Annotated in this window: 24 protein-coding genes; 9 read left to right on the forward strand and 15 right to left on the reverse strand. The window is 62.5% G+C overall.

Features of this window, described 5'->3' with window-relative positions; all coding sequences use genetic code 11:
- Positions 1-13 precede the first annotated feature (13 nt).
- The gene (locus ACKLNA_RS02675; protein ID WP_119427316.1) at positions 14-865 is read right to left on the reverse strand and encodes a CAP domain-containing protein; all 852 of its coding nucleotides are present in this window, start codon (positions 863-865) and stop codon (positions 14-16) included.
- Positions 866-1,066: 201 nt separating this feature from the next.
- Between ACKLNA_RS02675 and ACKLNA_RS02680 the strand changes: the two genes are divergently transcribed.
- Positions 1,067-1,687 carry a cell wall hydrolase gene (locus tag ACKLNA_RS02680; protein ID WP_265814081.1) on the forward strand — a complete coding sequence of 207 codons (621 nt, stop codon included), beginning with the start codon at positions 1,067-1,069 and terminating at the stop codon, positions 1,685-1,687.
- Here the strand turns inward: ACKLNA_RS02680 and ACKLNA_RS02685 are convergent.
- Positions 1,684-2,571: a LysR family transcriptional regulator gene (locus tag ACKLNA_RS02685; protein WP_114883793.1), complete on the reverse strand. Its 888-nt coding sequence runs from the start codon at positions 2,569-2,571 to the stop codon at positions 1,684-1,686. The genes ACKLNA_RS02680 and ACKLNA_RS02685 overlap by 4 nt on opposite strands.
- A 103-nt stretch (positions 2,572-2,674) precedes the next feature.
- Between ACKLNA_RS02685 and ACKLNA_RS02690 the strand changes: the two genes are divergently transcribed.
- Positions 2,675-4,075, forward strand: a complete 1,401-nt coding sequence (locus ACKLNA_RS02690) for an MFS transporter (RefSeq protein ID WP_408984771.1) — start codon at positions 2,675-2,677, stop codon at positions 4,073-4,075.
- Here the strand turns inward: ACKLNA_RS02690 and ACKLNA_RS02695 are convergent.
- From ACKLNA_RS02695 to ACKLNA_RS02710, 4 genes are all read right to left on the reverse strand, one after another.
- Positions 4,020-5,435: a heavy metal sensor histidine kinase gene (locus tag ACKLNA_RS02695; RefSeq protein WP_408984772.1), complete on the reverse strand. Its 1,416-nt coding sequence runs from the start codon at positions 5,433-5,435 to the stop codon at positions 4,020-4,022. The two genes, ACKLNA_RS02690 and ACKLNA_RS02695, sit on opposite strands and share 56 nt — an antisense overlap.
- Positions 5,432-6,103 (reverse strand): heavy metal response regulator transcription factor, encoded by a 672-nt coding sequence (locus ACKLNA_RS02700; protein WP_119427321.1) that lies wholly within the window; start codon positions 6,101-6,103, stop codon positions 5,432-5,434. The genes ACKLNA_RS02695 and ACKLNA_RS02700 overlap by 4 nt, the downstream gene beginning before the upstream one ends.
- 19 nt (positions 6,104-6,122) lie before the next feature.
- Positions 6,123-6,374, reverse strand: coding sequence for a DUF2790 domain-containing protein (locus ACKLNA_RS02705; RefSeq protein ID WP_085711463.1), 252 nt, complete (start codon positions 6,372-6,374; stop codon positions 6,123-6,125).
- Between the two features lie 167 nt (positions 6,375-6,541).
- Positions 6,542-7,255, reverse strand: a complete 714-nt coding sequence (locus ACKLNA_RS02710) for a murein L,D-transpeptidase catalytic domain family protein (protein WP_085711462.1) — start codon at positions 7,253-7,255, stop codon at positions 6,542-6,544.
- 152 nt (positions 7,256-7,407) lie between these two features.
- On the opposite strand from ACKLNA_RS02710, the gene ACKLNA_RS02715 reads away from it, so the two are divergent.
- Positions 7,408-9,012, forward strand: a complete 1,605-nt coding sequence (locus ACKLNA_RS02715; protein ID WP_408984773.1) for a murein L,D-transpeptidase — start codon at positions 7,408-7,410, stop codon at positions 9,010-9,012.
- 3 nt (positions 9,013-9,015) lie between these two features.
- On the opposite strand, the gene ACKLNA_RS02720 is transcribed toward ACKLNA_RS02715, so the two are convergent.
- Together ACKLNA_RS02720 and ACKLNA_RS02725 are read right to left on the reverse strand one after the other, a co-directional pair.
- Positions 9,016-9,531 carry a DoxX family protein gene (locus ACKLNA_RS02720; protein ID WP_408984774.1) on the reverse strand — a complete coding sequence of 172 codons (516 nt, stop codon included), beginning with the start codon at positions 9,529-9,531 and terminating at the stop codon, positions 9,016-9,018.
- 58 nt (positions 9,532-9,589) lie between these two features.
- Positions 9,590-9,793: a hypothetical protein gene (locus tag ACKLNA_RS02725; RefSeq protein ID WP_408984775.1), complete on the reverse strand. Its 204-nt coding sequence runs from the start codon at positions 9,791-9,793 to the stop codon at positions 9,590-9,592.
- Between the two features lie 241 nt (positions 9,794-10,034).
- Between ACKLNA_RS02725 and glsB the strand changes: the two genes are divergently transcribed.
- Both glsB and ACKLNA_RS02735 read left to right on the forward strand, forming a co-directional pair.
- A complete protein-coding gene (glsB, locus tag ACKLNA_RS02730; protein WP_085711458.1) occupies positions 10,035-10,943 on the forward strand; it encodes a glutaminase B in 909 nt (302 codons plus the stop codon).
- A gap of 69 nt (positions 10,944-11,012) precedes the next feature.
- Positions 11,013-12,515, forward strand: a complete 1,503-nt coding sequence (locus tag ACKLNA_RS02735) for an aldehyde dehydrogenase family protein (protein ID WP_408984776.1) — start codon at positions 11,013-11,015, stop codon at positions 12,513-12,515.
- A 47-nt stretch (positions 12,516-12,562) separates the two neighbouring features.
- On the opposite strand, the gene ACKLNA_RS02740 is transcribed toward ACKLNA_RS02735, so the two are convergent.
- The 4 genes from ACKLNA_RS02740 to cynS form a co-directional block, all read right to left on the reverse strand.
- Positions 12,563-13,336 (reverse strand): alpha/beta fold hydrolase, encoded by a 774-nt coding sequence (locus ACKLNA_RS02740; protein ID WP_408984777.1) that lies wholly within the window; start codon positions 13,334-13,336, stop codon positions 12,563-12,565.
- Between the two features lie 171 nt (positions 13,337-13,507).
- A complete protein-coding gene (locus tag ACKLNA_RS02745; protein ID WP_119427328.1) occupies positions 13,508-14,167 on the reverse strand; it encodes a carbonic anhydrase in 660 nt (219 codons plus the stop codon).
- Between the two features lie 12 nt (positions 14,168-14,179).
- Entirely contained in the window at positions 14,180-14,416 is a 237-nt protein-coding gene (locus ACKLNA_RS02750) for a DUF2790 domain-containing protein (protein WP_408984778.1), read from the reverse strand.
- An 83-nt stretch (positions 14,417-14,499) separates the two neighbouring features.
- Entirely contained in the window at positions 14,500-14,964 is a 465-nt protein-coding gene (cynS, locus tag ACKLNA_RS02755; protein WP_248740851.1) for a cyanase, read from the reverse strand.
- Positions 14,965-15,084: 120 nt separating this feature from the next.
- On the opposite strand from cynS, the gene cynR reads away from it, so the two are divergent.
- A complete protein-coding gene (gene cynR, locus ACKLNA_RS02760; protein WP_408984779.1) occupies positions 15,085-15,963 on the forward strand; it encodes a transcriptional regulator CynR in 879 nt (292 codons plus the stop codon).
- Between the two features lie 74 nt (positions 15,964-16,037).
- Here cynR and ACKLNA_RS02765 read toward each other — a convergent pair whose 3' ends face one another.
- The gene (locus ACKLNA_RS02765; protein ID WP_047293552.1) at positions 16,038-16,367 is read right to left on the reverse strand and encodes a hypothetical protein; all 330 of its coding nucleotides are present in this window, start codon (positions 16,365-16,367) and stop codon (positions 16,038-16,040) included.
- Between the two features lie 127 nt (positions 16,368-16,494).
- Between ACKLNA_RS02765 and ACKLNA_RS02770 the strand changes: the two genes are divergently transcribed.
- A complete protein-coding gene (locus ACKLNA_RS02770) occupies positions 16,495-16,866 on the forward strand; it encodes a hypothetical protein (RefSeq protein ID WP_085654241.1) in 372 nt (123 codons plus the stop codon).
- Between the two features lie 11 nt (positions 16,867-16,877).
- On the opposite strand, the gene ACKLNA_RS02775 is transcribed toward ACKLNA_RS02770, so the two are convergent.
- The gene (locus ACKLNA_RS02775) at positions 16,878-17,381 is read right to left on the reverse strand and encodes a GNAT family N-acetyltransferase (protein ID WP_114883773.1); all 504 of its coding nucleotides are present in this window, start codon (positions 17,379-17,381) and stop codon (positions 16,878-16,880) included.
- Between the two features lie 47 nt (positions 17,382-17,428).
- The gene (locus ACKLNA_RS02780; RefSeq protein WP_408984780.1) at positions 17,429-19,372 is read right to left on the reverse strand and encodes a DNA topoisomerase III; all 1,944 of its coding nucleotides are present in this window, start codon (positions 19,370-19,372) and stop codon (positions 17,429-17,431) included.
- Positions 19,373-19,651: 279 nt separating this feature from the next.
- Between ACKLNA_RS02780 and ACKLNA_RS02785 the strand changes: the two genes are divergently transcribed.
- Positions 19,652-21,058, forward strand: a complete 1,407-nt coding sequence (locus ACKLNA_RS02785) for a serralysin family metalloprotease (RefSeq protein WP_408984781.1) — start codon at positions 19,652-19,654, stop codon at positions 21,056-21,058.
- A gap of 137 nt (positions 21,059-21,195) precedes the next feature.
- Positions 21,196-21,564, forward strand: coding sequence for a DUF427 domain-containing protein (locus ACKLNA_RS02790; RefSeq protein ID WP_408984782.1), 369 nt, complete (start codon positions 21,196-21,198; stop codon positions 21,562-21,564).
- The last annotated feature ends 11 nt before the right edge of the window (positions 21,565-21,575 follow it).

The following is a 21,575-nucleotide window of genomic DNA, read 5'->3' on the forward strand; positions in this document are numbered from 1 at the left end:
GTGGTTTTAATACTTACTCGCCACCAAACATCGCGGTCCAGTAAATGCCGGCGCTGCTCTTCGGATCGACTGCGTAGGCTGCACCCAGTTCGCGGTACTGCGGGTTCATCAGGTTGGCGCAATGGCCGGGGCTGGCGAGCCAGCCGGCGACGACTTTCTGCACCGTGTCCTGCCCGGCGGCGATGTTCTCGCCGACTTGCTGGCCGCTGTAACCGGCCAGTTCGGCGCGGTCGCCGGGGGTGCCGCCGTTGCGGTCCTTGTGGTCGAAATAGTTGTTGTTGGCCATCTCGCGGCTGTGATCCTGAGCGACACCGCCGAGCACTGCGTTCCACGCCAGTGGTGCCGCCGCGGAGAACGACTGGCCACCGCACTGGCGCGGCTGGCTGCGGGCGGCGTTGAGTTGCGTCAGCAGTTTCTGACCTTCGGCTTGTCCGTCGCCCAGGCGCGCCGACAGCAGCGGTCGCGCCAGGGTGATGCGCCAGTCACGGTCGGCGCGGCTGACGCCGATATCGACGAACTGCGGATCCAGCACCACCTGACAGAAGCTCTCCTGAATCGCCTTCATCGCCGCCGCCGCATCCCGAGGGCCGTTGAGGGTGATCGCCTGCACGTTGACCATCGGATAGCTGGCGCTGGCCATGGCCTGTTGCAGATCGACGACACCACTGGCCGGCAGATGCAGGCGCGGGTCGGCCGACAGCGGCGGCAATTCACTGGATGCCTGGGTACCGCAGCGCTGTGGCTGGCTGCGGTAGCTGTTGATCGACTCGATCAATTGCGACTCGTCACTGGCCATGGCCGAAGCGGCCAGCGCCAGGCCCGTGGACAACGCGGCGAATCGCAGAACGGATGGCATGAAGCGCATGGAAATCTCCCTTGGGCTGAGTGCGCCCATGATGCGCGAAACGCCCCGGGGTCGTGCAATGTCTTTTTTCTTCATGGTGTGGTTTTCAGCACGGAACGTTGCGCCGGATTCCGCCGTCTACACTCTGCGAAGTGCCCGGAAACCGGGCGTCTCAGCCACGTAACACTTTGCCCGCAACGGGCGCTGCCGGAAGAATCGATCATGAAATTGCACGGGCTGATCTGTTGTCTTGTGTTGACCCTGCTGAGCGGCGCGGTGCTGGCCACCGATCAGGCACCGATCAAGGAAAAGGCCGAAGCGAAAGCCGAGGTACTGGAGGAAAAGGCTGCCGACAAGCCCAACGCGCCTCCGGCGCCGAAGTCCGAAGCCATCACCCCGAAAGAGGTGCAAGCCGTCGATCCAGCCGGCACCGCGCCGCTGGACGACCCGATCACCTGCCTGGCACGCAGCATCTATTGGGAAGCCAAGGGCAAGGACACGGCGGAAATGGAAGCGGTGGCCAACGTGGTGATGAATCGCCTCGGCCACGACGGCTTCCCCGGCACCGTGTGCGAAGTGGTCAAGCAAGGCTCGGAAACCAAGAGTTGCCAGTTTTCCTGGTGGTGCGACGGCAAGTCCGATCAGGTCAAGGAGGACGCCGAATATGCGTTGGCCAAGGATATTGCCGGCAAGGCCCTGAACCGTCAGCTCCCTGATCGCACTCATGGCGCGCTGTATTTTCATGACCACAACGTCGACCCGAGCTGGGCGAAGAAGTACACCAAGACCGCCGAGACCGGGAAATTCCTGTTTTACAAACCCAAGGACGGTGAGGCGCGCTAGGCGCAGACTTCCCGCACGCAGTTGCGCAACCAGCGATGCGCCGGGTCGGCGTCCATGCGCGGGTGCCAGAGCATCGACACGCTGATGTCCGGCATGCGCAACGGCAGGGCGAAACTGAACAGACCCGTTCGCAGTTTGCTGGTGTGGCGTTCCGGGACGGTGGCGATCAGGTCGGATTCTCGGACCAGTGTCAGCGCCGCGGAAAACCCGCCGAACGAAGTGACGATGTCCCGCGTCAGGCCGAAGGCGAGCAGCGCTTCGTCCACCGGGCCGCTGCTGCGACCACGGCGTGACACCAGAATGTGCTGGCCCGAAGCGAAGCGTTTGGCGCTGACCTTGCCGCTGCTCAACGGATGCCCCTCACGCACCACACCGATCCACTGATCGCGGAACAGAATGCGACTGTGCAGCGTCGGATCGGTGCTGTCGTCGACCACGCCGGTTTCCAGATCCACCCGGCCTTCGCGCAGCAGGGTGCTGTCCTTGTCGGCCTTCTGCACAAAACGCAGGCGCACGTCGGGCGCTTCTTCGGCGATGCGGGCGAGCAGGGCGGCGGCGAAGGTTTCGACGAAACCGTCGGTGTTGCGCAGGGTGAAAGTGCGCCGCAACTGGCCGGGATCGAGCACTTCTGCCGGGCGCAGAACCGCTTCGGCTTCCTGCACCAGATAGCTGACCCGGTCGCGCAACTCCAGCGCACGCGGGGTCGGCACCAGCCCGCGACCGGCGCGTACCAGCAGCGGATCCCCGGTGGTTTCGCGCAGACGAGCCAGCGCCCGGCTCATGGCGGACGGACTCAGACCCAAGCGCGTGGCGGCCCGGGCCACGCTGCCTTCGCTCAGCAGCACGTCGAGGGTGATCAACAGGTTCAGATCCGGTGCATTCATGACATGGCGCTCTATGCAGGTATCAAGTGCAAAGCATGCGTCTTGCGCCTTGTATTGTCGAGGCTCAGGCTATGTCACATGACTTCTGCCCTGTGAGCCCCCCATGCACCGAGAACCCCTGAGCCCTTCAGCCCGCTGGGCGCTGACCAGTCTGGCGCTGTCGATGTTGATGCCGTCGCTGGACACCAGCATCGCCAACGCCGGACTGCCGACCCTGGCGGCGGCCTTCGATGCGACGTTTCAGGAAGTGCAGTGGATCGTGCTGGCCTATCTGCTGGCGGTCACCACCTTGATTGTCAGCGTCGGGCGATTGGGTGACGGTTTTGGGCGGCGGCGCTTGCTGTTGATCGGCATCGGCATCTTTACCGCCGCGTCCCTTGCCTGCGCACTGGCGCCGAGCCTGGCCTGGCTGATCGGCGCCCGGGCGGTGCAAGGCGTGGGCGCGGCGATCATGTTCGCGTTGACCGTGGCGCTGGTGGCCGATGCGGTGCCCAAGGCCCGGGCCGGCAGTGCGATGGGATTGCTGGCCACGATGTCGGCCACCGGCACCACCCTCGGGCCGTCGCTCGGTGGGCTGTTGATGGCGCATGTCGGCTGGGAGTCGATCTTTGTGATCAACGTGCCGCTGGGCTTGCTCAACGCATGGCTGGTATATCGCCATCTGCCCAAGGACCGAATCGCCCGCAAGCCAGTTGCGTTTGATTTTCCCGGCACTGCGGTGCTGATGCTGACGCTGGCGGCCTATGCACTGGCGATGACGGTTGAGGGATTCACCCGGACGCTGTTGCTGATCAGTCTGTCGGGCGTGGGGCTGTTCATCCTGATCGAGAAGAAGAGCAAGGCGCCGCTGATTCATTTGTCGTTGTTCACCGATTCACGCATCAGCAGCAGTCTGGCGCTGACCTTGCTGGTGACCACGGTGATGATGACCACGCTGGTGGTCGGGCCGTTTTATCTGAGTCGAGGACTGAATCTTTCCAGCACTCAGGTCGGACTGGTGTTGTCGGTCGGGCCGCTGTTGGCGGCGTTCAGCGGAGTGCCGGCCGGGCGTCTGGTGGATCGTTTCGGGGCGCGGCGAATGGTTCCGGGTGCGTTGCTCGGACTGGCCTGCGGTTGCGCTTTGCTGGCGCTGTTGCCGGTGAGTCTCGGACTGCTTGCCTATGTGTTGCCGATAACGGTGGTGGCATTGAGTTATGCGCTGTTCCAGGCCGCCAACAATACCGGGCTGATGGCGGGCGTCGGGCAGGATCAGCGCGGGGTGGTCTCGGCCATGCTCGGGTTGTCACGCAATCTGGGGTTGATCACCGGGGCGGCGGCCATGGGTGCGGTGTTTGCCCTGACCACGGACGATCCGACCCGGGCAACGGCTGCGGTCATCGCAAGCGGTTTGCACATGACCTTCGGCGTTGCCACGGCATTGATGCTTGCGGCGCTTGCGCTTGGCGCCTTCACACACCTGCGTCTCGCGTCTCCCGCGCAGGAAAGAACAGCTCAAAGCAGGTGATGCCGTCAACGCTGCTGACGCTGTAGCGGCCCTGATGCAATTGCATGATCGTCGCCACGATCGACAGGCCCAGACCATTGGATTGGGCCGAACGCTCGCGGGACGGATCGGCGCGGTAGAAGCGTTCGAACAGCCGCGACAGATGCTCCGGGGGAATCGTCGCCCCCTGATTGCGCACCCGCAGGTAACTGCCATCCGGTTCGGCCAAGGCTTCAACCTGCATCGTCGAATCCGCCGCGCCGTACTTGATCGCATTGGCGCACAGGTTGGCCAGCGCCCGGCGCAACAGCATCGGCTCGGCCCAGATCACGCCGCTGCCACGGGCCTCGATGGTGACGCCGACATCGGCGGCCAGGCCTTCGAAGTAATCGGCGATGCGCTGCATTTCATCGCAGGCGTCCAGCTCCTGACGCTGGCTCAAGGCACTGGCCGGGTCGGTGCGGGCGAGAAACAGCATGTTGTCGAGCATCCGCGCCAGCCGTTCGAGTTCTTCGACGTTGGAGGCAAGCAACTGCTGATAGGCCTCGACGCTGCGGTTCTGTTGCAGGGCGACCTGGGTTTCACCGAGCAGGTTGTTGATCGGCGTGCGCAGTTCGTGGGCCATGTCGGTGGAGACCTGGCTCAGTTGGGTAACCCCTCGGTCGAGCCGGTCCAGCATCGCGTTGAAGGCTTCGATCATCGGCTGCAATTCCCGCGGTGTGCCGTGACGGTCGAGGCGTTCACCGAGGTTGGCGATGCCGATCCCGTGGGCATGTCGGGCAAGCCGCCGCAACGGCAGCAGACCGCGATACACCAGCAGGCAGCCAACCAGTGCGAGGACTATTGCCGCCAGCGACGCCAGGCCATACACGCTGAGCCGGTAACTGGCGAGCATCGCCGTGCGTTCGCTCATCACCTTGCCGATCAGCACTTGCAGATTGCCCTGATCGCCGGAGTCGATACTGGCCGCCACCGCCGAGAACGGTACGCCATTGATGCTCGGCAGATGCTGCACATCGTTGAGGGCCATCACATGGTTGATCGGCACGGCGGGTACGGTCGGCAAGGTCAGGTTACTGGGGTTGACCACGAACAAGGGAGGCTGGCCCGGCGCGCCGATGGTCAACAGCGCTTCGCGGTTGCCGAGCATGTTCTGGAACAGCGCCGGTTTGTTCTGGATCAGCTCCAGGGTGTTGCTGTCGTTGAGGATGGTGCGCAACTGATCGATGCGGCTGACCAGCTGGATGTCATCGCGGCGGGTCAGTTGTTCATCCAGCGCGTTGTACAGCGCCGCGCCGAGGCCCGCCAGGGACGCGAAGGCGAGCACCGCGAACACCAGCGCCAGGCGCAGCGTCAGGGAGTACGAACCGGCGACTTTCATGGCTGGGTATCGAAGCGGTAGCCGATGCCGCGCACGCTGTGGATCAGCTTGAGCGGGAACGGGTCGTCGATCTTCGCCCGCAGGCGGCGCACGGCGACATCGACCACATTGGTGTCGCTGTCGAAATTCATGTCCCACACCCGGGAGGCGATCAGCGAGCGCGACAGCACTTGCCCTTCGTGCGTGGCGAACAATTGCAGCAGGGCGAACTCCTTGTTGGTCAGGGTGATCCGGCTGCCGGCGCGGGTGACCCGGCGCTTGAGCACATCGATTTGCAGATCGGCCACCTGCAATTGCTCTTCTTCATGGATCGGTCCGCGTCGGGTCAGGGTGCGCAGGCGCGCCACCAGTTCGGCGAAGGAAAACGGCTTGATCAGGTAATCGTCGGCGCCCAGTTCCAGGCCCTTGACCCGGTCGGCGATGTCGTCGCGGGCAGTCAGGAACAGCACCGGCGTGTCGGCTTCCTTGCGCAGCCGGCGCAGGACCTCCCAGCCATCCATTTTCGGCATCATCACGTCCAGCACGATCACGTCGAAGCCGTGCTCCAGCGCCAGGTGCAGACCGTCGGCGCCGTCCCGGGCCAGGCTCACGTTGTAACCCAGTTCCTGCAAGCCGTTGAGCAGGTAATTGCCGGCCTTGGGTTCGTCTTCGACGACAAGGATATTCATGGGCACTGCGCCTCACTGGTCAGTTGGTGCAACCGCTGCCTTGCACTTGGTAGTCCAGCACATGTTCGCGGCCCTGGTGGTCGAGGTAGTTGAGTCGTGCGGGAATGACGCCGCAGGCCTGGGAAATATCGGTGCTGGAGAGGACTTTGTCGACATCCAGGTGCACGTAGAAACCGTTGGTGTCGTGAATGACCGTGTTGTCCGGCATTTCGGCGGCGAACACAGTGCCGGTGGCGAGGAGGGCGGTGAAGGCCAGGATCAGGGTTTTCATGATGAGTCACTCGTGTCGGTGAAGTGGATCGGCAGGTGTGCCGGAACAACTTCAGGCTACCGAGCGATCCGCTCGGCAAACCGACAACTCAATGACAAAGTTGTAATGAAACCCTGAAAACACAAATCCCCTGTGAGAACAGGGGATTGTTTTGACCGCGGCTGTTTTCAACTGCCGTGCGTACTGAGAATGCTCGCAATCTGCTGCGGCTGGCAGTTGAGGTAGGGCGAGGACTTCAGCCAGTGCTGGTCCGGGTACCAGGAAAACATGTACTGGCCGTCCTTCAGGCTGTCGATCACCCGTCTGGCAACTTGCGGACGCACCGCCGGGCAACCCTGACTGCGGCCCAGCCGGCCTGTACGTTTGCTCCAGAACAGATTCACGTAGTCGGCGGCGTGGATCACGATGGCGCGGTCGCGGGCCATATCGTTGACGCCCGGCTCCAGGCCGTCCATGCGCAACGAATAACCGTGGGTGCCTTCGTAACTTTCCTGGGTGCGGAACAGGCCGAGGCTGGATTGAAAACTGCCTTCACGGTTGGAGAACCGGGTGGCGAAGTTGTCCCCGGATTTCGAGCCGTGGGCGACCAGGTCGCGCAGGATGAGTTTTTTCTGTGTCAGGTCGAAGATCCACAGGCGTCGCTCGGTGGACGGTTGCGAATAATCGATGATCGCCAGGTGACGGGACTGCTTCGCGCCGTTGTTGATCGCGCATTGCATGGCGTTCAGGGCACCTTTCAGCGCCTGGGGATTGAGTTCCGGAGCGGCGTGGGCGAGGCTGTTGTACAGAACCGGCGAAGCGGTGCCGGCGGCAAAAACCTGACTGGTCCCCAGCCCCAGGGCAGCGGCAGTCAGCAGAAGTCGGCGCAAAAACGTCAACATTTAAAGTGAATCCTCACTGGCTACATGGTTGGCACTTTGGCTCCTGACGTCCAGTCGTCCCGGGCAGGCCCGCGAATCGGACCTGACTGTATCACCGCACCTGATGTAAGGTTGGCCGTCAATCATGACGGCCATGGATTGGAGTAAAGCAGTTGTTCAAAAAGTACGCATGCTACTTGAGCATTTGTCTGCTCGCTGCGCCGTTTGTCGTTTGTGCCGAAGAGCCGTTGCCGGCGCTCCCGACACTGCCGGCGGAGGTGCCCGTGGAGCCGCAAAGTCCGTTGCAGGCCGTGATGATCGGACTGCCGCAGGCTTGCCCGGCAATTGCCGCCCGTCTCAGTGGCCCGGCCCTGGAGCAGTTGCAGGCCTTCTACCGGCAGCAGGACTGGATGCCGGTGTGGGCAGCGGCCGGGCAATTGCCGGCCTTGCATGCGCAATTGCAGCTGCTGGCCGACGATGGTCTCAATCCGAAACGCTATCCGGTCGCCGACACGGCTCCGCAGGATGGCGAACTGTGCGCGGACATCGACATCAGCCGCAATTACCTGCAGGCCCTGCAGGACCTGCACTACGGTCGCCTGCTGCAGTCTCACTTCGAGCCGTTGTGGCATTCCGACGATACGCCCCGCGACCGTCAGGCGGAGCTGCTCGCCATTGCCGTGCCGGGCATGCATGACGTTGCCGCCGCCTTCGATCTGGCCCGCCCGCGCCTGGCGCAATACCAGAACCTGCGCCATCTCTACGCCGCACAACGCCTGCAGGCCTTGCCGCACTGGCAATCGGTGGGCAACGGGCCGCTGCTGCGCCCGGATATGGAAGACAAACGTGTGCCGGAGCTGGCGCGGCGGCTGTACAGCGAAGGTTATCTGAGCAGTGTGGTCGGCACGCCGGACAACGCTTATCACGGTGTTTTGGTCGAAGCCGTGAAAAGCTTTCAGGCCAACCATTCGTTGCAGGCCGACGGTGTGGTCGGGCCGGGGACGATTGCCGAAATGAACATCAGCCCGCTGACCCGTCGTGAACAGCTGCGGGTCAACCTTGAGCGTTTCCGCTGGCTGGCCCAGGACATGGAACCCGATGGGTTGCTGGTCAACGTCGCTGCCGCCGAACTGACCCTGTATCAGGGCGGCCTGCCGGTGTGGCAGACCCGCACCCAGGTCGGTCGCGCCGAACGCCAGACGCCGTTGCTCAAATCCCGGGTCACGCGCCTGACGCTGAACCCGACCTGGACCGTGCCGCCGACTATCTGGAAAGAAGACAAACTGCCGGAAATCCGCAAGGACCAGACCTTCCTCAGCCGCCAGAACCTGCAAGTACTCGACGCCAACGGCCAGCCACTGGCCGCTGCCGATATCGACTGGGACAACCCCGGCAACATCCTCCTGCGTCAGGACGCCGGGCCACGTAACCCGCTGGGGCAGATGGTCATCCGTTTCCCCAACCCGTTCTCGGTGTACCTGCATGACACACCGAGCAAGGCGCTGTTCGACAAGGGGCCACGGGCGTTCAGTTCCGGTTGTGTGCGGGTTGAACACCCGATGAAACTGCGCGACTTCCTGCTAAGCCCGGCGGAACGAGCGCGCACCGACACCTTGCTTGCCACCGGTACCACCCATGAATTCCGCCTGAGCAACCCGGTGCCGATCCTCATGACGTACTGGACGGCACAGGTCGACGGGCAGGGCCGCGTGCTCTACGCGCCGGATATCTACAGCCGCGACAGCGCGTTGCTCGCGGGTCTTGATCGGGCGCATTGATCCTTAACGGCTGGCGCGTTTCCAGAAAAACCGCGCCAGCCACGCATCCACGCTCAACTTGCCGGCCCCGGCGAACACCAGCGGCACCAGCGCGGCCAGGTAAATCGCCGGCAGCTTGAAGTTGCCGAAGCCTTTATTGGTGATCGCATAACCCTGGGCCAGTTCGCTCAACGACGACCAGTCTGCCGGCCAGTGCACGGCGGCCGTCGCGACCACAGTCACGACAATCAACGAAATCGCCGAGATCCGCGTGCCGAGTCCGATCAGGATTGCCAGGGCGCAGATCAGCTCAGCCCACATCGACAACTCCCAGTTCAACGTCGCCGGCAAGCGATCGAAGGGAAACGGGAAGCGGTCCTGAATGTCTTCGAACCAGTTCTGGCCGTTGAATTTTTCCAGACCTGATTCAAAAAACTCCCAGGCGATGAACAGGCGCAGGGTCAGCGGTGCCAGCCACTGGCCGGCGCGGTCGAGATTCAGGTGCAAGCCTTTGACGGCCGTCGAAAGAGCAGTGGTCATGGTGCGACTCCATTCAATTCAGTGGAAAACGGGGCACCGGCGTGCCCCGTGCAGAGGGTTATTCGCCAGCGCCGCACTTGCCTTCGCCGCATTTGCCTTCCGAGGTTTTTTCCGGGGTGTCGGCCTGGGCTTGAGTCTGGCTGTAGCCGTGATCCAGTTGCTTGACGCTGAACGCCTCGGAAGCCGAAGAGGCGTTGGACAGGGCCAGGCCACCGGCCAGCAGCAGGCCGAGCGTCAAAGAGGTTTTCGAGAGCTTGGTCATGGTGAATCTCCGATAAGAAAAGTGAGTTCAAAGGCTTGATCGGGGTTGCCGATCGACAGGTTCATTTGAACGTCGGGCTGTATCGGAGATGTGTCGTCAGCGGGGGGATTTGTGCTCGTGGTGTGTCCGGGCCTGCGCCGTATACAGTGCGATACACGAATGCGGTGTGATTCGGCCGGCGGGCGCAGCGTCTAGCCACCGTGTCCCCGCAATCCCATGGGGCGAGACTTCGAGACCCGGCATGCAAGCGCTGTTGAACGAGATCCTTGACGCTGTCCGGCCCCTGATCGGGCAGGGCAAGGTGGCTGACTACATTCCCGCCCTCGGCACCGTGCCGCCCGATCAACTGGGCATCGCCGTGTACGGCAACGACGGCGAAATGTATTGCGCCGGCGATGCCGAGACACTGTTCTCGGTGCAGAGTATTTCCAAGGTGTTCAGCCTGGTGCAGGCCATCGAACATTCCGGCGAGGCGATCTGGGAACGCCTGGGTCACGAGCCGTCGGGCCAGCCGTTCAACTCGCTGGTGCAGCTGGAATTCGAACGCGGCCGCCCGCGCAATCCGTTCATCAATGCCGGGGCGCTGGTGATCTGCGACATCAACCAGTCGCGCTTCGCGGCGCCGGCCTTGTCGATGCGCGATTTCGTGCGACGGCTGTCGGGCAATCCCCAGGTGATGGTCGACGGCAAGGTCGCCGATTCCGAATACCAGCACCGCGCACGCAACGCGGCGATGGCCTACCTGATGCAATCCTTCGGCAACTTCCACAACGACGTCGAAGCGGTGCTGCGCAGCTATTTCAGCCACTGCGCACTGCGCATGAGCTGCATCGACCTGGCCCGGGCGTTCTGCTTCCTGGCCAACGACGGCTATTGCAAGCACAGCGGCGAACAGATCCTGACCCGCCGCCAGACCCAGCAAGTTAACTCGATCATGGCCACCAGCGGGCTGTACGACGAAGCCGGCAATTTCGCCTACCGCGTCGGTCTGCCGGGCAAGAGCGGTGTCGGTGGCGGCATCGTTGCCGTAGTGCCGGGGCAGTTCACGGTGTGCGTGTGGTCGCCGGAACTCAACGCGGCGGGTAACTCGCTGGCGGGGATGGCGGCGCTGGAAATGCTCAGCTCGCGGATCGGCTGGTCGGTGTTCTGAGCCTGTGTTGCTTTGAGGGTGGGCAAGCTATACATTTTCCGGCCGCCCTCAATATGGTGATTCCGCTCCATGTCTCTCGCGCTCGAACGTCTCGTCGCTGGCACGCCCATCCCTTTCGCCGGTAACCGCGTCACCGTGGTCAGCCCCGAACTGGCCGAGCGTTTCCGACCCGGCGACCACCTGTTGGTGGAGCAGGTGAGCGGTGAGCTGTTGCTGATTCCGGTGGTGGATCAGCAGGCCGCTTCGGTGGCGATCGAACGTGCAGCGTCGGCGTTTACCGCGTTGTCCGCGGTGTCGGATGAAGCGATCAGCCGCTTCTTCGATCTGTTCGCTCAACGCCTGGAAAACCCGGACGCCTGGGCACTGATCGAAACCGCCAACCTCGCCGACATCGAACGGGCCAAGGCACGCGGTCGGTCCACCACCCGGTTGCTCGCTGACGAGCGCATGCGCCGCGACATGATCGCCGGCCTGCGCGCCTGGCGTGATGCGCCGGCCACTCGCGGCAAAGTCATCAGCAGCGTCGAGCACGACGGCTGGAAGGTCGAGCAGGTGGTGTCGCCGCTGGGCATCGTCGCATTCGTGTTCGAAGGCCGGCCGAACGTCTTCGCCGACGCCGCTGGCGTACTGCGCACCGGCAACACCGCCGTGCTGCGCATAGGCAGCGATGCATTGGGCACCGCGCAGGCCATCGTCACCCACGCCCTGAACCCGGCACTGGCCGATGCCGGCCTGCCGGCGGGTGCGGTGTCGCTGGTGGAGAGCGTCAACCACGCGGCCGGTTGGGCGATGTTCGCCGACCGGCGTCTGTCGCTGGCGGTGGCCCGTGGTTCGGGCCGTGCAGTCAGCCAGTTGGGCAGCATCGCCCAGCAGGCCGGCACCGCCGTCAGCCTGCACGGCACCGGTGGCGCGTGGTTGATCGCCGACCGTGATGCCGACGCCAAACGCTTCTCCGCCGTGGTGCGTAATTCGCTGGATCGCAAGGTCTGCAACACCCTCAACGTCTGCCTGATCCAGCGCGACCGTGCCGCCGAACTGGTGCCGTTGTTCCTCGATGCCTTGCAGCAGGCCGGCACCGCGCGCGGTCAGGGCTGCAAATTGCACATCGTTGAAGGCAGCGAAAGCTACCTGCCGGGCGACTGGCAGAACGCGACGGTCGAGGTCTATCGCGCCGAGGGTTATCAGACCGAAGCCCTGGCCGAGCCGCTTCCGGAGGCGCAACTGGGCCGCGAGTGGGAATGGGAAGAAACCCCGGAAACCAGCCTGATGATCGTCGACGATCTGGATCAGGCCATTGCGTTGTTCAACCGCTACAGTCCGCAGTTCACCGTGTCGCTGATCAGCGAAGACGCTGCCGTTCAGGAGCGTTTCTACAGCGCGGTCAACGCGCCGTTTGTGGGCAACGGCATTACCCGTTGGGTCGATGGCCAGTACGCGCTGAACAAGCCGGAGCTGGGGCTTTCGAACTGGGAGAGCGGTCGCCTGTTCGCCCGCAGCGCGATTCTTTCGGGGGACGGTGTCTTCACTGTGCGCAGCCGCATGACGCAAATCGATCTGGGCGTAAAACGCTAAAACCAGAACGCCGCGCCTGTCGCAATGACAGGCGCGGCGTTTTTGTATCACTTGGCGCTGGCGGCGGATTCGATCAGGCTGGCCACGGCTTTCGGATTCGACACCATCACCACATGGGACGCGCCCTTGACCACCACGGTCTTTTTGGCGTGCGCCCGTTCGGCCATGAACGCCATGGCTTGCGGCGGGATGTTCTTGTCCTTGTCGCCGTACACGAACCACGACGGAATCGATTTCCACGCCGGCTCGCTGGCGGCCTCGTTCAGAGCGGCTTCGGTAACCGGGCGCTGTGTGGCGGCCATCAGTTTCGCATCCGCGTTCGGTACATCGGCGGCGAACTGGTCGTGAAACTTGTCCTGCTGGATATACAGATCCTTGCCGCCGTCCTTCAGGGAAACGGGCGGCGCGAGGGTCGGGCCGAGGGTGCTGCCGGGGAATTTGCCGGCCAGCCCGGCCACGGTTTCACCCGCTTCGGGCGCAAGCGCCGCCACATACACCAGTGCCTTGACGTTGGCGTTGCCGTACGCGGCTTCGCTGATCACCGGCCCGCCATAGGAATGGCCGACCAGCACCACCGGCGACTTGATCCCGGCCAGAACGTCGGCGACCGATTGCGCATCACCCTTGAGCGTACGCAGCGGGTTGGCGGCGGCGATTACCGGATAACCGTCCTTTTCCAGAATCTTCACCACACCGTTCCAGCTGCTGGAATCGGCGAAGGCACCGTGCACCAGCACCACGGTGGGTTTCTCGGCAGCCATCGCCGAAGTGGCGCCGGCCATGGCGGCGGCGAGGGCCAAACCTGCAAACAATTTGTTCATCGGGTGTTCCTTGTGTCGGGAGGAGGGATGCAGCGTTCGGGCTTATTCAAAGCGTCAGCTGTATCGGGGATGTGTCCGCCTCCCGGCGCGGGTGCATGGAACTGTGTCTGGCAGGGCGCTGGCTACACGCTGATACAAAGCAAACGCCCCGGCTGGTGCGGGGCGCTCGGTTCAGGCGGCATTGACCGTTTGGCCATGCACTGCGCAGGTCGACGGTTGCTCGGCCAGCGAGACGAAGGTGCGACGGTCGGCGGTGAGGGCATCGATGGAGCCGGTCTCGATGTCGTAGACCCAGCCGTGCAGGTTCAGCAGGCCTTTTTCCTGGGCCAGACGCACGCTCGGATGAGTCTGAATGTTCGCCAGCTGGGCGATCACGTTCTCGCGCACCATCGAGCTGAGCTTGGCGGCGTCATTGGCGTGTGGCCGTGATTCGTTGACCACTTTCGCCGACTCGGCATGTTGCAGCCAGCCGCTGACGGCGGGCAGGTGATCCATGCATTTGCACTGGGCGATGGCGGTCATGGCGCCGCAATCGGAGTGGCCGCAGATCACGATGTCGGTCACGCCGAGCACGGCCACCGCGTATTCCACCGTCGCCGAAACCCCGCCCGGGTGCGGGCTGTAGGACGGCACGATATTGCCGGCGTTGCGGATCACGAACAGTTCGCCGGGTTCCTGTTGGGTCAGCAGCTCGGGCACTACACGGCTGTCGGAGCAGGTGATGAACAAGGTGCCCGGGGTTTGGGTCGTGGCGAGGTATTTGAACAGCTCGGTGCGTTGCGGAAACGCTTCGCTCTGGAACTTCAGGAAGCCTTCGATCAGGTTTTTCATGGTGTTGTCCTCTCAGTTCGAACAGCCAGTACCGAATTCGCTGTATTGAAGAATGTGTTTTGCGCCGTGACTGTCGAGGTAGGTCATCTCGACCGGCACTACGCCGCAGATGTCGGCCACCGGGGTGAAGCTCACGACTTGCGCGATGTCCAGTTGCATGCCGTAGCGATAGGCGACGGCCTCTTCATCAGCCTGGGCCTGGGCGGCGAGGCCGGCGAGCAGGGCCAGAGACAACAGAATTTTTTGCATGGGGCAGCCTCCAGACGAATGTGGTGACGACTTGGCAATTCAGGTTTGGGCGGGCCCGCACGCGGGGTGCGGGCCCGGAGGGATCAGAACGGACGCAGCGGGAGGAACTTGCCGTCGAGGGTGACCACGGCGCGGGAACCGCCTTCAGGGTCTTCGACTTTCTTGATGTCGAGCTTGAAGTTGATCGCGCTGATGATGCCGTCGCCGAACTGCTCGTGGACCAGCGCCTTCAGGGTGGTGCCGTAGATCTGGATCATCTCGTGGAAGCGGTAGATGGTCGGGTCGGTCGGCACACCGTCGAGGCTGCCGCGCAGCGGGATGATTTGCAGGGCGGCGACGTCTTCGGTGCTCAGCTCAAGCTTGTCGCCGACCACTTCGGCGGCGGCTTTTGGCAGCGGGTGCTGGCCGAGGAGGGCGGCGGTGACGTAGGCCAGGCTCAGGCCGGTGCCGTCGGCCAGATCCTGCCACGACAGGTTTTTCTGTGCCTTGGCATCCAGGGCGCGGGTGGTCAGGGCGATGCGGCTGTCGTTGTAGGCTTGGGATTGCATGGTGCTTCTCCTTTCGGGGTTGGCTTGCTGTGTGGGATTCATCTTCTGCCGATTGATCCATAGCGTCCAAGACCGATATACAATGCAAAGCATAAGCACTGCCTATAGATGGAGAGCCCCATGCTGCTGCGACATTTGCGATACCTGCTGGCCGTGGCCGATCACGGTGGTTTCACCCGGGCGGCCGAGGCGCTGCACGTGTCGCAGCCGACCCTGTCGCAACAGATCCGCCAACTGGAGGAGAGCCTCGGTGTGGATCTGTTCGATCGCACTTCGCGTTCGGTCAAACCCACTGATGCCGGGCAGGCTTACATCGAATGCGCGCGGCGGGTGTTGGTGGAACTGGAGGCGGGCAAGCGCGCGCTGCATGACGTGAAGGATCTGTCCCGAGGCTCGCTGCGGCTGGCCATGACACCGACATTCATGGCGTATCTGGTGGGGCCGTTGGTGCGTGACTTCGTGGCGCGGTATCCGGGGATTCACCTGGAGATTTTCGAGTTGTCGATGGATGACATCGAGGCCGGGCTGGCGGATGACTCGCTGGATATCGCGATTGCCTTCACCCCGGTGCGCAATCCGGACATTGAATGCATTCCGGCGTTTGTCGAGACGCTGGGGGTGATGGTCGGGCGGGAGCATCCGTTGTATGACAGCTCATTGGTTCTGAGCCCCAATGACATCGCGCAACTTGATTTCGCACTGTTGGCGCCGGGTTACATCACCCGGGTGTCCGTCGATGAGTACTTTCGCCAACACGGCATCACGCCCAAGGTGCAGATCGAGGTGAATTCGGTGAGTACCTTGCTCGAAGTGATCCGGCATGCGCCGTTAGCGACGATGTTGCCGGAAGCGATCGCCACCGAGGATCGGGCGTTGCGCCGGTTACGCGTGGAGAGTGAGGCGCCACAGCGAGGGGCAGCGTTGTTGCGGCGCAAGAACAATTATCACAGTGCGGCGGCGGTGGCGTTCATGGAGATGGTGTTGGAAAGCCGTTCATGAGCACTGTTTGTTATCAATAAAAAAGGGCCTGCTCCTTATCGGAAGCAGGCCCTTTTGTTTATTGAAGATTCAACTTAGCAGAACCGATCAATCACCCGGACTTCGTTCTTGTTCTGCATCGAGTCCCACGCCTGTTTCAGCGTTTGCAGAACATTACCGATGAAGTCCTTGTCGGCTGCGGCTTTCTTGCCGACATAGCCGTGGCCGCGGCGGTACATCTTCAGGCGGGCCAGCAGGTTCTGGTTGTTCCGGTCGAACTCTTCTTCACCAGCATGGGGCGACAGGCAGTCGATATGGACCTGACCCGACTTGCTGATCCACAGAATATGGCTGTCGTGGCTGTCTTTTTGCGCAGCGAACATACGAGCCAGTTCTTCGATAGTAGGTTGATTGTTCAGATTCATGATATTGCCCCTTGACCAGTCTGGTGATCTTTCAAAGTTGATTCGCTAATACAGGTAGCCCATCGGTTAGTTGATCCCTGGCACCGAAACCAGGACGTCAGCGGTCGCCCGTGTGAAGTACGGGGTCATGCGTCTGTTGCATGTAGTCGTGTTGAATAACTGCTACGCAATAGCGTCACAACGAGGAGAAGCAGCGAAAACCGGGAGGCTCCTTGACGACGTTTTCAGGGTCGACCACAAGCGTCTTGAGAATTTTCGCCAGCGCTTCTCGTCCTTGTACTGGACGTTCAGGCCAGGTCAGCTTCTTCAATCTGCCTTGTGGGCAGCGTGTATCCGGAAAAAACAGCTCGGCGGTCAGACGAGCTTGCTCAAGCGTGTTGCCAGTGCTCCCGATCGGGGAGACGTCTGCATCATGCAAAAGCCAAACGACGCCGTCAACGGTTTTGTAGTGATTATTTTTGCTCACTACATATTGTCGGACAAAGTCATTCTGGAATGAGAAAAGGGCCGTTAGGCAGCGTGAGAAGGGCTGCGCAGGCAGTAGAAGGTGCAGGGGTAACCGTCCACGGTCTTCTGCTGGCGAGTGAAGTCGCCGCCGCTCACCTCAGGGATGACCCTGGCCCAGAACCGCTGTGCAGGCAGGTTGGCGTCGACATGGAAAATCTGCCATTGACCGGGCAAGTGGCTCAAGAGGGCAGAGGCGACAAACTGCGCGACGCCTTGGCCACGCCAGCGTCGGCTGACAAAGAAATAGCCGATGTTGTAGTCGGCGCCTTCGATGAGGAGGTGGTCATCCACGGTCACGAACCCCGCCAGCTCGCCGTCGACGTGGATCAGGAACGGCCGGGTTGCCGGTTGGCGCCAGTAATCGTCCTTCAACTGGATCGGGAAGAAACCATGCCCGCCCAGCTTCAGCGGCAGCCATTCGCTGAAGTCGTAGGTATAGAACTGCATCAGGTTTTCGATGGTGTCCAGTTCGTCGCGCCGGGCGACGCGCAGTTCGATGACAGACATGCCACTGCCTCCTGAAAATCACTGCAGAAACAGTAGCCCGCAGCGGGTTATTTGGCAGCCGGTTTCGCCACGCGTTTGCTGGTTCCGGCAGTTTTGCGCCGGGTGGTCTTGCGCTTGTTCTTCCACGGCGCTGCAGCTTTGCCGGCAGGCGGCGGGCCGCTGATGGCCAGGCTCAGGCCGGCACAACGGGTCACTTGCTTGCTCATCCACGCGGCCTGCTTGGTGACGAACTCTTCCAGACTCATTTCTCCGCTCTGCACCATGTCCAGCGCCTGTTCCCAGATTGCCGTTGTACCCGGGTCGGCAATCGCCCGAGGCACCGCATCGATCAGGCTGAACGCGGCGGGTGTGGCGGACAATGCCTTGCCGTTCTTCACCAGATAACCACGATCCAGCAGGCCCTGGATGATCGAGGCGCGGGTGGCTTCGGTGCCGATCCCGGTGGTGTCCTTGAGCTTCTGTTTGAGCAGCGGGTCTTCCACCAGTCTGGCGACGTTCTTCATCGCCTTGATCAGATCGCCCTCGGTGTAGGGCTTGGGCGGCTGCGTCCACAGGTCCTTGAGCTTTACATCAGCGATAGCGCACTCGGCACCCTGGGTCAGCGTCGGCAGGGTTTGTGGAGCAGGAGCTTCGCGGCCCTTGGCCGGGGCCAGTGCTTCCGGCAGCGCACGTTTCCAGCCCGATTCGATGATCTGCTTGCCGACGGCGCGCAGGGCTTCACCGGCGCAATCGAAATCGGCCTGGGTGCGGTCGTATTCATGATTGGGCAGGAATTGCGCCAGATACCGCGCGCGAATCAGCGTGTAGACCGCGCGGTGCTTGCCGGTCAGGCGTTCGAGATTCTTGGCGGCAGCGGTGGGGATGATGCCGTGGTGGGCGCTGACCTTGGCGTCGTTCCAGGCGCGGGAGCGGCGCTGCGGCTCCAGATGATCGCGCAACGCTTCGAGGCCCGGGTCGGCCTGACGCAGCGCCGCGAGAATCCCCGGCGCCTCGTTGTGCTGGCTCAAGGGCAGGTAGCCGCAATCGCTGCGCGGGTAGGTGATGACTTTGTAGGTTTCGTAGAGGGCCTGGGCGATGTCGAGGGTTTCCTGGGCGCCGAGGCCGAGCTTCTTCGAACAGACTTCCTGCAAGGTGCCGAGATCGAAGGGCAGGGGCGCTACTTCGCGTATGCGCTCGGTGCGCAGCTTGACCACCTGGGCGCTGGCAGCGCTGCTGATTGCGGCGGCCGCTTGCTGGGCGAGCGCCTGATTGAGGCAGCGATCCTGATCGTCACAGGCATCGCTCGGCGCACGCCATTGCGCCGTAAACGCCGTGCCGTCATGCAGCAGTTGCACATCGATGGCCCAGTACGCGACGGGTATGAAATCGGCAATGCTGCGGTCGCGATCCACCACCAGCCGCAGGGTCGGCGTCTGCACCCGGCCCACCGGCAGCACGCCTTGATAACCCGATTGCCGGCCGAGCAGGGTGAACAGGCGACTCATGTTCATCCCGATCAGCCAGTCCGCCCGGGAACGCCCCAATGCCGAGTGATACAGGCTGAAGGTTTCGGCGCCCGGTTTGAGCGCTGCCAACGCCTTGCGAATCGACGCCTCGTCCAGCGCCGACAGCCACAAGCGGCGGATCGGCCCGCGATAGCGGCAATGTTCCACCAGTTCCCGGGCGATCATCTCGCCTTCACGGTCGGCGTCGGTGGCGATGATCAGTTCGCTGGCCTCGCCGAGCAGGCGCTTGACCGCTTTGTACTGGCTGGCGGTACGCGGCTTGACGGTCATTTTCCATTTGTCCGGGATGATCGGCAGATCCGCCAGCACCCAGCGTTTGTAACGGGCGTCGTAGGCGTCCGGCGGAGCGGTTTCCAGCAGGTGGCCGATGCACCAGGTCACCGTGACGTCCGTTCCCAGCCAGCAGCCGTCGCCTCGGCGCCTGGCGCCCAGCACGGCCGCAATATCCTTGGCCTGGGAAGGTTTTTCACAGAGGTACAGCCGCATAACCACCGTCGTCGATCATTGCCCGAAGAGGCGCACAGAATGGCCTGAGTCGGGCGTCGGGGCAACTTTTATCTGTATGGATATACAGATAAAAGGATTGCCGGTCATGACAGCCCGCGTCGGGGCAATCGGGGACGTTATCGAGAAATTGAATGGCGCTCACGACCGGCACTGTGTCAGGTTCGAGTCGCCTCAACAGGGCGAGTGACAGGACGATCTCGCCAGAAGATCGCCGTTTTACTGTCTGACACTGACTCTTCAGCAACAAGGACGTACACCATGTCTCAACCTTCCTCCCAGGCCAGCAGCGCCTTCACCGCGGTCGACACCTTCAGCCACCTGTATGACCGTGGCACCGGGACCGTCAACGGCAAACCGTCGTTCACCGCCGACCAGGCCGCTGACGAGATCCTGCGCAAGGGCATGTCGTGGCAGGACAAGAATGCCGACGGCAAGATTGATCTGACTTACACCTTCCTGACCGACAAACCGTCGAACTACAACCCGAAACTCGGCAACTTCAGCGAGTTCAGCGCCCAGCAGAAAGCCCAGGCTGTGCTGTCGATGCAATCGTGGTCGGACGTGGCCAAAGTCACCTTCACCGAAGGCAAGGGCGGCGACGGTCACATGACCTTCGGCAACTACGACGTCAGCACCGGCGGCGCGGCGTTTGCCTACCTGCCACAGGGCAGCAGCTATGACGGCCAGTCGTGGTACCTGATCAACGACCAATACCAGGTCAACAAGACCCCCGACACCAATAACTACGGGCGTCAGACCCTGACCCACGAAATCGGCCACACCCTCGGCCTGTCGCACCCGGGTGCCTACAACGCCGGCAACGGCAACCCGACCTACAACGACGCCAAATACGCCGAAGACACCCGTGGCTACAGCCTGATGAGCTACTGGAGCGAAGCCAACACCGACCAGAACTTCAGCAAGGACGGCAGCGGCGCCTACGCGTCGGCTCCATTGCTGGACGATATCGTCGCGGTGCAGAAACTCTACGGGGCCAACCTCGAAACCCGCGCCGATGACACCGTGTACGGCTTCAACTCCAACGCCGACCGCGACTACTACAGCGCTACTTCGAACACCTCCAAAGTGGTGTTCTCGGTGTGGGACGGTGGCGGCAACGACACCCTGGACTTCTCCGGCTTCAGCCAGAACCAGAAGATCAACCTCAACGAAGGTTCGTTCTCCGACGTCGGCGGTCTGGTGGGCAACGTGTCCATCGCTTATGGCGTGACCGTGGAAAACGCCATCGGCGGTTCGGGTAATGATCTGTTGATCGGCAACAGTGCGGCCAACGAACTGATCGGCGGTGCCGGCAACGACATCATCTACGGCGGTGGCGGCGGTGACACGCTGTGGGGCGGTGAAGGCGCGGACACCTTCGTGTTCGGCGCAGCCAGCGACTCGACCATGACCGCGCCGGACTGGATCATGGATTTCACCAGCGGCCTGGACAAGATCGACCTGTCGGGCATCGCCGGGTTTGCCACCGGCGCGGCGACGTTGAACTTCGTCAGCGGCTTCACCGGCCACGCGGGCGACGCGATCCTCACTTACTTCGCAGAGACCAACCAGACCAGCCTGATGATCGACCTGACCGGTCAGGGTGCTGTTGATTTCGCCGTGGGCGTGGTGGGACAGGCCGTGGCGACCGATATCGTCGCGTGATCTGATAACGGAAAACCGCAGCCTTCGCCGGCTGCGGTTTTTTAATGAGCGGGAAAAACCGTTCGGCTGCGAATCCGACGTGATCCGGCCGCATGGGTTATACCTGAAGCTCTCTTCGCCGCAGTCAGGAGAAACCGATGAAAACCTCCGGTCCCAGCCCCGTCATCACCATCGCCGAGCAGCCAGGTTGTGTGTTGGTGAAGTTCCATGGCATCCAGGTCGCCGCCTCGGCCCGCGCACTGGTACTGCTCGAAGCCAATTACCCACCGGTCTACTACATCCCCCGCGAAGACATCGACGAAAAATACTTCGCCCGCACCGACCACACGAGTTATTGCCCGTACAAGGGCGACGCCAATTATTTCAGTCTGCAAGTGCCCGGGCACGAGGGGGCGAACGCGGTGTGGACGTACGAACATCCGAAGATTTCGGTCAGCCAGATCAAGGATTACGTTGCGTTCTATCCCGATCAGGTGAAGTTTGAATTGCTGGGGGCGGAGGTTTGAGACTGCCGACT

The organism is Pseudomonas sp. UV AK001, from assembly GCF_046097675.1.
In the GTDB taxonomy this organism is placed as follows: Bacteria; Pseudomonadota; Gammaproteobacteria; order Pseudomonadales; family Pseudomonadaceae; genus Aquipseudomonas; species Aquipseudomonas kribbensis.